Below are 12,809 nucleotides of genomic sequence, written 5' to 3'. Positions count from 1 at the left end.
GCCTATGATTGCACGATACATACATTGTTGGATCTGCTAGGGGTAAGGACAGAAATGTATCGTTATCTTTGGTGGGTATTGTGAATAGCTTTCCATGCGGCTTTGGAGTATGTTGTGTGTAGCGAAAGAGAAAGGAGAAAAGTTATGGCAGAGATGAAAAATATCTGCGGAAAGATCCCGATGGACTTACATGAAAAAGTAAGAGAAGAGATCGAACTCACAGAAAGCAGCACACAAAAATTTTTACAACAGGTCATTGAAGAACATTTCAACAGACTGGAAGGAAAAGGAGAAATAAGCATGGGAGCAGTAAGAACAGTAGCAGTACAGGTATCAGAGGAGTTATTCCAGAGATTAAAAGTAGTCATCGGACAGAAACACATGAAACAGAAAGACTTCTTAATTCAGATTATAGAAGAAGCGCTGGAAAAGGCAGAGGCAGAATGGCAAAGCAAAGAACAGCCTGAAGAATCCGAACAGACAACCGAAGAATCGGGAACAGAAGAAACTCAACCGGAAGAAAGCACTGAGCCGGAAGGGGAGTGTGAACCAGAAGAGGAAAGCGAGCCAGAAGGAGAGAGCGAACCGAAAGAGGAAAACGAACCGGAAGGAGAGAGCGAACCAAAAGAGGAAAACGAACCTGAAGGGGAAAGCGAACCGGAAGAGGAAACTGAACCAGAAAGAGAAACTGATCTGGAAGAAGAAACCAAAGCAGAAGAACAAACAGAATGGTAACTAATTGATACAGAATAACGAAGGGCGGTATGAGAAATCATGCCGCCTGTTTTTATCAGCAAAAAGGAGGTTGATAGCCGCAACCATTCAATTTTTTGATCTCTTTAGCGGAATCGGGGGATTCCGTGAAGGCTTAAGACGGGCAGGAAACTTTGTCTGTGTCGGACATTGCGAGGTGGATACTTATGCGGATAAGAACTACCGATTGCTGTTTGACACAGAAGGGGAGTGGTATTGTAGTGATGCAAGAACAATTGAACCAGAACGAATGCCAGATTTTGATTTACTCTGTGCAGGATTTCCTTGCCAGGCATTCTCTATCGCCGGAAAGCGAGAAGGATTTGCTGACGCAAGAGGAACTCTCTTTTTTGAAATTGCCCGGATTCTTGAAGCTAAAAGACCCTCGTATTTTATCCTTGAAAATGTTCCCGGTTTGTTATCGCATGACAAAGGCCGGACGTTTTGCACCATCCTCAGTACGCTTTCTGAACTGGGGTACCATGTCGAATGGAAAGTGCTTAACAGCAAGGATTTCGGAGTCCCCCAAGCAAGAAAGCGGGTGTATATTGTCGGATATCTTGATTTCAGATGTGCCGGAAAAGTATTACCTGAACCAGAAACAAATGGAGCAGCTCTTGTTCAAATCCGGGCAGGAAGTCAGGGAAAAAGAGTCTACAGTCCAAAAGGATTAAGCTGTACCTTGACATCACAAGCCGGAGGAATGGGTGGAAAGACAGGATTATATGATGTGGGTGTTCCAATTAAAGAAAATACAAAGCTCGGCTACAAACTTGCAAGAGAGGATGACAGCATCGATTTAGGCTATGCGAATCTCAACAGCAGGAGAGGAAGAGTCGGACATCGGATAGCACATACCCTGACTACAGGTATCCAACAGGGAACACTTCATTTTGTAGATTTATCTCCGCCACCACTGATAACTGAAGAATGCAGAAGCCTTAATACCCGACAATGCGGAATCCACAAATACAAAGGAGAATGTTCCGGCGTATTAAGTGAAGAAGGGGCAAGAGCAGTCCTTACACCAGCCAAAGAAAATGTTCGTCAGAACGGCAGACGTATGAAAGAACCCGAAGAACCGATGTTTACAATTACTGCAACCGATCGTCATGGCATCTTGTATCACGGCAGAATAAGAAGGTTAGTTCCGAGGGAATGTCTGCGTCTGCAGGGTTATTACGACTGGCAGATTGATAAGATCATAGACAGCACTTCTGACGCACAGCTTTATAAACAGGCTGGAAACGGAGTAACTGTCAATGTTATCGAGGCAATTGGCAGATTGTTACAAAAGGCAGACTCCGAACTCAACACACAGGAAGTGTCTGAGAAAGGAATCTATTAGGCATGATCGGTATAAAAGACCAATACTTTGGCACAGAAATCGAAATGACAGGGATTACCAGACAACGTGCTGCAGAAGTTGTTGCTGAAATGTTTGGAACAGAAGCATATTATGACGGCACTACCTACGGAATCTGGTCAGTGATAGATTTGGAAGGAAAAAAGTGGAAATTTATGTCTGATGGAAGCATTTATACACAACGGAAAGTATACGGTCGAATTGTAGATGCAAGTGGAGAATATTCAACAGAAATGGTATCTCCGAAATTATCCTATGATGAAATGGGAAAGTTACAGGAAGTAGTACGCTGTCTGCGACAGCATGGAGGTTTTGTAAATGAGTCCTGTGGTCAGCATGTTCATGTAGATGCATCGAATCATACACCGCAAAGCCTGAAAAATGCATTGACAATTATGTATGCAAAGGAAGATATCCTGTTCAAGGCTCTGAAAGTGCAGGAGAGAAGAGCAAATAGTTATTGTCAGAGAGTGCAACCGGAGGTATTGGAGAAAATCCGAAAAATACCAAATAGGTCAATCACTATGGACCGAGTAAGAAATGTCTGGTATGGAGGCAGGGATAGAAGTCATATCCATTATGATGATACCCGTTATTATGCTCTAAATCTTCATGCTGTGTTTTCCAAGGGAACTTTGGAATGGCGCTGTTTTGAAAGCACACTACATGCAGGAAAGGTAAGAGCAAACATTACATTGGCATTAGCCATTTCCGCACAGGCGATCAATCAGAGATCTACACAGATGAAAAAGACACTGATATCAGAAAATCCGGCATTTACATTTCGTACATTTTTATTGAGACTTGGGTTAATTGGAGATGAATATAAAAATGTCCGAAAACATCTGCTGGCAAATCTGGATGGTGATCTTGCGTGGAGATATGATAAAAGCACGTATGAGTGTTTGAAGAAAAATCAAAGGACAGAAGGAGTCAGATAGAGGTGAGAAAGAATGGAAGATAGATATTACTTCGCTTATGGCAGCAACATGAATCTGGAGCAGATGAAGTACAGGTGTCCGGCTGCGGAAGTTGTGGAAAATGTCCGGCTTGAAGATTATCGGCTGGCATTTCGAGGAAGGGCTCCGGGTAACGGAGTAGCAACGGTACTGCCGGAAAAAGGAAGCTATGTCGAAGGAGTCTTATGGAAAATCACAGAAGCGTGTGAGAAGAGTCTGGATTTTTATGAAGGATTTCCAAGTTTTTATGGGAAAGAATCAATTCGTGTAAAAAATCGGGATGGTGTGGAGAAAGAAGTGTTTGTATATATGATGAACGCTCCGCACAAAGATGTTCCGGCAAGGCCGTCGAAATTTTATCTGGATGGAATTCTGGAAGGATGTAAGGATAACCAGATTCCAACGGAGTCTGTCATGGAAGCGGTAAAACGTACCAGACAGGAAGTAAAAAAAGAAAAAAATCGATATGCAAGATAAAACGTACCGCAGAGGAAACATCTTCTGCGGTATTTTACTGAAAAAATCTATTTATAATAGGAAGGAAAAGCGCATGAAGGTTAGAAAATTAAAGACCAGAATTGCTGCTTTTGGACTGGCTGTCCTGATGGGCATCAGTACCTTGAGCAGTGCGAATGCGTTTGCGGCCGAACAGACAGGCTCGGAACAGCAGACGGAAGTACAGGCATCTGAACAGGCGGTAACAAGCCAGAAAGATACATCAGTTACAGCAGATGATATCACAAAAGCAGTTTCAGATGATACATTTGCAGTGGAAACCAGTATGGAAGGAATCCATTATGATGCAGAAAAAGAAGATGTTACGCTTGTAAGTATCAAAGATGAGAATGGTGGAGAGTATCATTCAGACAAAGCAGGAACATATATTGCCACTTATATGGTCGTTCCAAAAGATAAGAGTGACAGCTATACCATCACCCGTAAAGTGACTCTGACGGATACCGAAGGACAGGCACATTCCGAAGAAAATGGTGGAGAGAAACAGAAGTCAGATACAAAATCTGAAGATGATTCGGATTCGCCTGTGCAGAACTACACAGATGTAGAAATTGAAACATCCGAAGAAGATGCATCTGCACAGGCAGTCAAAGAACTGAAAGAGGACATCGAAGAGGGAAATGTGATGGTATTGTCTGCGGCTGAAAGAGCTGCAAGCAGCGGTTCTACAGTTACATTGACAAAGGGGCGAACCATTTATTATCCAAGTTATATTGGAAATTATCTTACTTGCCTGTTTACAGTCAATGGGAAAATTGCATACTGCCTTCAGTCCCAGAAAGCATCCCCACCGAGTGGAAGTTATGTAGCACAGGTACTGGACAGCAATAAAAATCTACAGAAAGTCCTTTATTATGGTTATGGCGGGGCAGGAGATCTGACAGGAAGTTATCTGTCTGGAAAAACGGAAGATGAAAAGTATGTGTATACACACATTGCAGCCAGCTACGCTTATGCAGGAGATGCCGGATTTACAGGGTGTAATTATAATGACCTTGTAAATGCAGGGGTTATCGCATATATCAATTATCTGTTTGGACAGGAAGAATCGCCAAAAGGTGAACTGAGCCTTTCAAGCACAAAGCTGAATGCAGTACGGGATGGAAACATCCAGAAAACACCAAATATCACACTGTCTGGAGATCACAGAAACTATGTGACATTGAGTGTACCGGAAAATGTGACAGCACATAATCTTTCCAAAGGAACAAGTGTTACAAATGGAAAAATCCAGATTTATGGTGGAGATACATTCTATCTATCTGCGGATTTATTACTGACAGGCAGTTATGCTTCCGGCAACTTATATGGTTCTGTCGGAAAGACATGGAGAACACTGGTGCTGACAACCGGAAATTCCAAGCAGGATATCGGTGTATTTGAAAGTGAAACAGCAGCTCCGGTAAGTTTTAGTGTACAGTGGCTGAATATGACACGCATTGAACTTATGAAGAAAGATGTCAATACACAGAATCCACTGTCTGGAGCAGTTTATGGTATTTATACCGATAAGAAGTGTGAAAACCTGCTTATGACAATGTCAGCAACCGGAACAGACGGAAAAGCAGTCAGCGATTATTTTGATGCCGCACTCAAAACTGTGTATGTAAAAGAAGTGACTGCACCGACCGGATATAAACGGAATCAGGAAGTCTATCAAGTGGACGTTGCAGCCGGAAAGACATTGTCTGTAACTGCAACAGATGAGAGAGTCATCGGAAAGGTGAAAATCGCAAAGATTGATAAAGAAACACTTGCATTTAAGGCACAGGGGGACAGTGCTCTTCGTGGTGCGGTGTATGGTCTGTATGCCAAAGAGGACATCGTGCATCCGGATGGAACAACAGGAGTTCTGTATAAACAGGACAGCCTGATCGCGCAGGGAGTCATCGGAGATGATGGAACACTGGAGTTTTCAGAATTATACCTTGGAGAAATGTATGTAAAAGAAATCACTCCACCGGAAGGATATACGCTGGATACTACAAAATATGAGGTATCAGTAACTTATGAAGGTCAGGATGTTGCGGAAGTGACAAGAGACCTTACGGTAAAAGAGCAGGTAAAGAAACAGGCATTCCAGTTGATCAAAATCAGTGAAGATGGAGAGCAGACAGAAACAGACCTGGTTGCAGGAGCAGGATTTAAGGTATATCTGATCAGCGACCTGACACAGGTAAAAAATGGGAAACTGAAACCTGCCAATGGAGAAAGCTATACAGCAAACGATTTCAAAAATTATGACTTCAGCAAAGAGCAGGTTGCAGTTACTTATGAGAACGGAACAGCCGTACCAGTACCGGAACTAATTACTGATACAAAAGGATATGCAGTCAGCCCGGAACTGCCGTATGGAAGTTATGTTGTAGTGGAAAGCACTACCCCTGAGAATCTGAAAACCATTGATCCATTTGTTGTAAATGTGGAAAATGACAGCAGAGAGCCAATGCAGTGGAGAGTATTTGATGACCGTCCGTTTGAATTTTTGCTGAAAATCGTAAAGAAGGATGCACAGACTGGAAATACGGTTTTAAAGGCCGGAGCCTCTTATAAGATTTACGATGTGACAAATAAGAAATATGTGGAACAGGTTGTTCAGTATCCGAAGAAAGAAAAGATCAGTGTATTCAAAACAAACGAGGAAGGATATCTGATTACACCGCAGGAACTGAAGTGCGCTACCTACCGAATCGAAGAAGTAAAAGCACCGGAAGGATTTGTAAGACAGGGAAGTGAAGAGTCCCTGTATGATGGAACAACGATTATTTCACCAGTAGAACAGACTACAAAAGGAACATATAAAGAAAATCCACAGGGCGGTATTGTAATTACAGTATCCTCAAACACTGCACATCAGATTGATCCAGATACAGGAGCAGCGATTGTAGAGGTAGAACAGAAAAACGATGAACAGGTAGGAAGCCTGCTCCTGACGAAAAAGGGAGAACAGCTTACCGAAGTAACAGGAGATTCTGTTCTGGCAAAAGTAAAAGCACTGGTCTCTAAAGTAAGAAATGCTGTATCTGGTAAAGAAGAAACAGGTATTTATAAAGGCTTTAAATATGAAGAAACCGGAGTAGAAGGTGCCCAGTTTGAAGTATATGCCAAGGATACCATCTATTCACCGGACGGAGCAAAGGATGAAGCAGGAAATCCAGTTGTCCGTTATGAGAAAGATGACCTGGTAGCCAAACTGACTACAGATGAAAATGGAACAGCAGTTATCAACAATCTGCCACTGGGAACGTATTATCTGAAAGAAGTTGTAGCAGGAGAGAATTTTGTCCTGAATACAGAACAGAAAGAATTTACCCTGACAGCAGAGGATGATACACAGGCAGTCGTTTATGAAGGCGTTACCTATAAAAATGAAAGACAGAAAGTTTCTGTATCAGTAGAAAAGAAAGATTCTGTCACAGGCGAAAAGCTGGAAGGTGTTATTTTTGGACTGTATGCTGCGGAAGATATTCTTTCTAATCAGGGAGAGGTTCTCGTAGAGAAAGATACCCTGCTGGAAAAGAAAGCAACGGATGCAAAGGGAACACTTACTTTCGACAGCGATCTTCCACATGGAAAATACTATGTCAAAGAGGAAGTCAGAAAAGCCGGATATCTTCCAAATGAGGAAGTATGGAATGTAGATGCAACTTACGAAAATCAGAATCTTACAAAGATTGAACTGAACAAAGAAGTTGAGAATCAGCCGACAGAAACACGCATTACAAAAACAGATGCAACAACCGGAAATGAGCTGGAAGGAGCCAAACTGCAGGTCATTGATAAAGACGGAAATGTTGTGGAAGAATGGGTAAGCAGTAAGGAAGAACATGTCATTTACGGACTGCCGGAAGGAAGTTATACCTTACATGAGGAACTGGCCCCTTATGAAGATGGCTATGTGTCCGCCAGCGATGTGACGTTTGAAGTCAAAGAAGATGGCAGTGTGACAAAGGTTGAGATGAAAGATGAATATTCCAAAGTGGAAATTTCAAAAACAGACCTTACAACCGGAAAAGAACTGGAAGGGGCAAAGCTTCAAATTATCCGCAAAGACGGAACTGTTTTGGAAGAGTGGATTACGGACGGAAAGCCACATTCCATTGCAAAGCTCCCAGTCAATGAAGAACTTACTCTGCGTGAGATCACAGCACCGGATGGTTACGAGATTGCGGAAGATGTCACATTCACATTGAAAGATACAATGGAAGTCCAGAAAGTAGAAATGAAAGATGCCAGAACACCGGAGAAAACAACAGAAAAAACAAATGCACCAAAAACAGGTGACAACCAGAAAGTATGGGCATTTATTTTACTTGGTCTGGCATCTGCCGGAACAGCTGCAGGAGTGACCGTATATCGCAGAAAAAAGTCAAAAATGCCAGAAAACGAAGAAGAAACAGAAGAAAAATAAAATAAGAATTACAGGATAAATCAATCTGACAGGGCAGGAGATGTGCATAGAGCAGCTCCTGCCCTGTCTGTATATAAGGAGAAGAAAGATGAGACGTTTTTATACAGCAGAATCAGTAACAGAAGGACACCCGGATAAAGTATGCGATCAGATAGCAGATGCAATCTTAGATGAATGTCTGCGTTATGATCCATCTTCGAGAGTGGCATGTGAAGTCCTTGCCACAAGAGGAAATGTGTTTGTGGCAGGAGAGATCAGCAGCGGATATGAGCCGCCAGTATTTGATGTGATCCGAAAGGTTCTGAAAGAATGCGGATATTGTACAGATGGAATAGAAATGGATACGTTTGTACACCAGCAGAGTCCAGATATTGCGAAAGCAGTGAGTGTGTCGAAAGAATTTCGGGATAATATCGGCGCAAAAATAAGAGATAGAAGCAGGGGAGCTGGAGATCAGGGTGTTATGGTCGGATATGCGTGCGATGAGACTCCGCAGCTTATGCCAATGCCGACTGTTCTGGCACACCGGATTACACGTGAACTTTCGGCTTGCAGAAGAAGCGGATATATCAAAGATATCTTTTCCGATGGAAAAGCACAGGTAACCGTAGAATATGAAGATGAAAAACCAGTGAGACTGGAAAGTGTTGTTGTTTCCTGCCAGCATGGTGCAGAAAAGAGCCTGAAGAAGTTAGATGCCGAAATCAGAGAGAAAGTGCTTCGTTCAGCACTCAGATTACTGCCGCCGGATGAGGATACGAAGATTCTGATTAATCCGTCAGGAAAATTTGTGTGTGGAGGGTTTGATGCAGATACCGGACTGACGGGAAGAAAGCTGATGGTGGATACTTATGGCAGTATGATTCCGCATGGCGGCGGTGCATTTTCGGGAAAGGACTGTTCGAAAGTAGACCGTTCGGCGGCTTATATGGCAAGGTATATCGCCAAAAATATAGTAGCTGCTGAGTTTGCAAGCAAGTGTCAGGTGTCTCTGGCTTATGCAATCGGAGTAGCAGAACCGGTTATGATTGAGGTAGATACCTTTGGTACAGGAAAAGTGTGTGCAGATGATTGTCTGGCGGCAGCAATCCCACTGGTGTTTGGAGTGACACCCGTTCAGATCATGGAATCCCTTCGACTGAATCGTCCGATTTTTCGGCAGACGGCAGTTTTTGGTCATTTTGGAAGAAAGGAGTTTCCTTGGGAGCGGACAGATAAGGTACTGGCTCTTCAGGATACGATTCTGTAATGCCTTGGGTAACAGAAGAAGAGATTCAGGCAGCAAAAAATATGACTGCGTATGAGTATTTGCGAACACATCAGGCACAGAGACTGCAAAAGACAAGAACCAGAAATGAATGGCAGTTGACGGACCATGACAGTTTTAAAATCAATGAACTGTCCAGCAAATGGCATTGGAAATCCAGAGATATCGGTGGCGTGTCTGCACTGCGGTTTCTGATTGAAGTAGATGGAATGAAATTTACAGATGCCGTAAAACTGCTGTGCGAAGAGAGTCCGTCTTTTATTCCGACACAGTCTGCCGAAAAGGAAAAACCACTATTTAAACTGCCGGAGAGATATTGTAATTGCAGACGAATCAGGGCTTATTTAAACCACAGAGGAATCAGCGATGAAGTGATCACATATTGTATTTCACATGAAATCCTTTATGAAAGTGTCCCGTACCATAACGCTGTTTTTGTTGGGAAAGATGAATCCAGAAAAGCAAGATATGCATTCCTGCGAGGAATCTATGAAAAAAACGGGAAGGGATTCAAGATGGAGCAGACCGGGAGTGAAAAAAAGTACAGCTTTTGCATTCCACCTGAAAGAGAAACAAAGCGAGTTGCCGTATATGAAGCGTGTATTGATGCATTGGCACACATGACACTGGAAGAGGGAAATAGGGATAAATATCGTCTTTCCCTTGGGGGAATCGCTGCTCCGAAAGAAAACGCACAGATACAGAGTGAACGTTTTAAAAGGCCACCGGACGCACTGGAAGAATTTCTGAAGAATCATCCGGAAATCAAAGAAATTGAAATCTGCACCGATAATGACTTTGCCGGGAGATGGGCGAAAGAACAGATGAAAAAACATTACGAGGGAACGTATCAGATTATTTGCAATCTGCCGGAAAAAGAAGGGGCAGATTATGCAGACCTTGCGAAAGAAAAAAAGCAGACAAATAAATGCAGGGACAGACCATTAGAAAGAAGGTGATAGAGAATGGAAGAAAAAGGAACGATGCACGTACATCTGTTGACGGAGCTGACTGGAAATCTTTATTCAGAAGAATCCGAATGGGAAGAAGAGTGGTCGGAGAGTGATGAATATGGAATGCCATTAGATGGAACAGAACTTGCCGATTATGAAGAAGTCATCCGAGAAGAACTGGAACGCTATGGGGAAGATGATCTCATGCAGTATTTTGACGGAAGTGAGTCCATTCAGGAAAAGATACAAAGTGCAGTTGTTACGATAGAAAACAAAGACGGAATCCTGTACGGCTGTACCAAACTGGAATTAAATGAATTTTTAAGTCAGGAAGAACTACAGGAATTCACCGAATACATTACAGGGCAGTACAGTGACGGGTGGGGTGAAGGATTTGAACAGAGGGATATCAAGGTAGATGGTGGAACGATGAATGTGCATTTTTGGCATCCTAATATGGAACAGCCGAAAATGTATGAAAAGAAAACAGAGCAGATTCCGACAAAGCCTGAGAAACAACGTCCCAAGTTACAGCTCCTTGGACATGATGGGAATATTTTTTCCATTATGGGCGATGCCTCAACTCTTTTGAAAAAGAATAAACAGACAGCAGAAGCAAAAGAAATGCGTAAAAGGGTATTGGAAAGTGGGGACTATTACAAAGCACTTTTGATTATCAGCGAATATGTAGAAACTGAGTTGAGTCCGCCGCCCAAAGAAAATAAAAAGACAAAGAAGAAAAATCAGCCGGAACGCTGAGAAAAGAAAGGATGATGCCTATGACAAATGGCCTGAGTTTGGAAGAACTTATGAAAGAGGGAACATACCCGGAGGAATATACTGAAGGGGAAAACTGGAAAATATTACATGGAGATACATTAAAACTGGTCAAAGCATTCCAGCCGGGAATCTTTGATGCAGTTATTACCGATCCGCCGTATGCATCCGGTGGAACAAAACAGAATGAAAGAAATCGTACTACAAATCAGAAATACAGCAGTATGAGTGCTGCCAATGCACTTCCGGATTTCGATGGGGATAACAAAGACCAGAGATCTTGGACGCACTGGATGGCTGAATGGCTCTATGATGTGCGGAAAGCCTGCAAGAAAGGTGCTCCGATCTGTCTGTTCATTGACTGGCGTCAGTATCCATCGATTACCGATGCATTGCAGTGGGCAGGATGGATCTGGCGAGGAACAGCGGTGTGGGATAAGGGAAACTCCCGTCCACAGAAAGGCCGTTTCCGCCAGCAGGCTGAATATATTGTGTGGGGCAGTAACGGACCGATGCCGATCAACCGTCCGGTATCTTGTCTGCCGGGCGTCTTCCGATATGGCAATCCGCAGAACCGGATTCATGTGACAGAGAAACCGTTGCAGCTTATGAAAGATGTTATCCAGATTTGTGAACCGAGAGGGCTGATCCTGGACCCGTTTGTCGGAGCAGGAACAACTGTCCTTGCAGCGGTTATGACAGGTTATCGTGCAGTGGGAATTGAGGTAACAGATGCCTACTACAAACTGGGAAGTGACAGAGTGAAAATTGCATTAGAAGCAGAGCAGAAAGAGGATGAAAAGTAGCCGGGATGTCCAATTGGACATCTTGTTTTTTATAGAGAAAATGAGTGGCATCCAACTGGATGCAGGAAGGAGATGGAGCGTATGGAACAGGCGCTGGCTTATGTGTGCTGTTCAGCAGAAGAAAGCCGGGTAAAAGTGCAGAAATATTGCAGAAAAATCTATGAACTTGGGTATGTACCAATCTGTCCGAGATTTGTATTCTCACCATTCTTGGAAGAGTCTGATGCAGAAGATATGCAGGGATATGGAAGAATGTCCCATATCCTTTTACGGAGATGCCGGATGGTAGTCGTATGTGGGAAAGAAGTGACAGGAACAATGAATACCGAAATCAGTATGGCAGACAGACTCCATATCATTTGTACGACACTTGATGGACTGGTACAGATAAAAGAATCAAAATAAATCAGAATCGAGTCAATCCGGTGCTACAGAAACTGGCGGTACTCGTTTTGCAAGCATAGCGTTTGGATATCCAAACGCACTTTGGGGAGAACCCCAATCCCCCGGACACAGACGGAAATGGAAAGGAAGGATCAAGTCATGTTAAGAAATGGAGTAATGATTGTAATCGCATTGATGAGCGGAGGATTTATAGGAGTGATAGTGACCTGTTGCATGGTTGCAGCGAAAAAATCCGATGAGGAGCTTGGCGATATGATGAAAGAGAAAAGAGAAGGGACGGTGATGCAATGCGAAAACGAAACCATGTGATCCCGGTGCGGTTAAATGCAAGGGAACTCAGGGAATTGGAGGAACAGGTGGAAAAAAGCGGACTGAGTCGGGAAGAGTTTATGCGTTCGCTGATCTTAGGAGCACAGGTACACGCAAAACCTTGTGAACATCACCCGGAACTGCTTAGGAAGATAGCGGGTCTGTGCAATAATGCGAACCAGCTTGCCCATGTTGCGAATGCTTCGGGAATGGCAAGTGAGCAGAGTGTACAGGAAATGCTCCGGCTTACCAAAGAGACATGGCATCTGGTAAAGGAAGAGTGGTAA

General features: G+C 43.3%; 12 protein-coding genes. All 12 read left to right on the top strand.

Annotated features, from left to right (window positions below; all coding sequences use genetic code 11):
- Positions 1-144: 144 nt before the first annotated feature.
- The 12 genes from PG766_RS02750 to PG766_RS02695 all read left to right on the top strand — a co-directional run bounded on the left by PG766_RS02750 (position 145) and on the right by PG766_RS02695 (position 12,809).
- Complete coding sequence (locus PG766_RS02750) at positions 145-735, top strand: hypothetical protein (RefSeq protein WP_226853952.1); 591 nt, start codon at positions 145-147, stop codon at positions 733-735.
- A gap of 70 nt (positions 736-805) precedes the next feature.
- On the top strand, positions 806-2,101 hold the full coding sequence (gene dcm / locus PG766_RS02745; RefSeq protein ID WP_334304424.1) for a DNA (cytosine-5-)-methyltransferase: 1,296 nt from the start codon (positions 806-808) through the stop codon (positions 2,099-2,101).
- Between the two features lie 2 nt (positions 2,102-2,103).
- Entirely contained in the window at positions 2,104-3,060 is a 957-nt protein-coding gene (locus PG766_RS02740) for an amidoligase family protein (RefSeq protein ID WP_118626981.1), read from the top strand.
- 12 nt (positions 3,061-3,072) lie between these two features.
- On the top strand, positions 3,073-3,555 hold the full coding sequence (locus PG766_RS02735; RefSeq protein WP_226853954.1) for a gamma-glutamylcyclotransferase family protein: 483 nt from the start codon (positions 3,073-3,075) through the stop codon (positions 3,553-3,555).
- A 73-nt stretch (positions 3,556-3,628) separates the two neighbouring features.
- On the top strand, positions 3,629-8,005 hold the full coding sequence (locus PG766_RS02730) for a SpaA isopeptide-forming pilin-related protein (protein WP_270590373.1): 4,377 nt from the start codon (positions 3,629-3,631) through the stop codon (positions 8,003-8,005).
- A gap of 88 nt (positions 8,006-8,093) precedes the next feature.
- Positions 8,094-9,254, top strand: a complete 1,161-nt coding sequence (gene metK, locus PG766_RS02725; RefSeq protein ID WP_270590372.1) for a methionine adenosyltransferase — start codon at positions 8,094-8,096, stop codon at positions 9,252-9,254.
- Positions 9,254-10,231 (top strand): DUF3991 and TOPRIM domain-containing protein, encoded by a 978-nt coding sequence (locus tag PG766_RS02720; protein WP_270590370.1) that lies wholly within the window; start codon positions 9,254-9,256, stop codon positions 10,229-10,231. The genes metK and PG766_RS02720 overlap by 1 nt, the downstream gene beginning before the upstream one ends.
- A 6-nt stretch (positions 10,232-10,237) precedes the next feature.
- A complete protein-coding gene (locus PG766_RS02715; RefSeq protein WP_007884619.1) occupies positions 10,238-10,984 on the top strand; it encodes a hypothetical protein in 747 nt (248 codons plus the stop codon).
- Between the two features lie 20 nt (positions 10,985-11,004).
- The gene (locus PG766_RS02710; RefSeq protein ID WP_226793175.1) at positions 11,005-11,808 is read left to right on the top strand and encodes a DNA-methyltransferase; all 804 of its coding nucleotides are present in this window, start codon (positions 11,005-11,007) and stop codon (positions 11,806-11,808) included.
- A gap of 81 nt (positions 11,809-11,889) precedes the next feature.
- Positions 11,890-12,213, top strand: coding sequence for a DUF7768 domain-containing protein (locus PG766_RS02705; protein ID WP_015513330.1), 324 nt, complete (start codon positions 11,890-11,892; stop codon positions 12,211-12,213).
- Positions 12,214-12,351: 138 nt separating this feature from the next.
- A complete protein-coding gene (locus tag PG766_RS02700; RefSeq protein ID WP_117482321.1) occupies positions 12,352-12,522 on the top strand; it encodes a DUF3789 domain-containing protein in 171 nt (56 codons plus the stop codon).
- Entirely contained in the window at positions 12,501-12,809 is a 309-nt protein-coding gene (locus tag PG766_RS02695; protein ID WP_024852688.1) for a plasmid mobilization protein, read from the top strand. Before PG766_RS02700 ends, PG766_RS02695 begins: the two co-directional genes overlap by 22 nt.

This window comes from Coprococcus sp. LG101-27 (genome assembly GCF_027695515.1).
Taxonomy (GTDB): Bacteria; Bacillota; Clostridia; order Lachnospirales; family Lachnospiraceae; genus Allocoprococcus; species Allocoprococcus comes.
The sequence above is the reverse complement of the archived record's forward strand: the minus strand, read 5'-3'. Positions and strand labels throughout refer to the sequence as shown.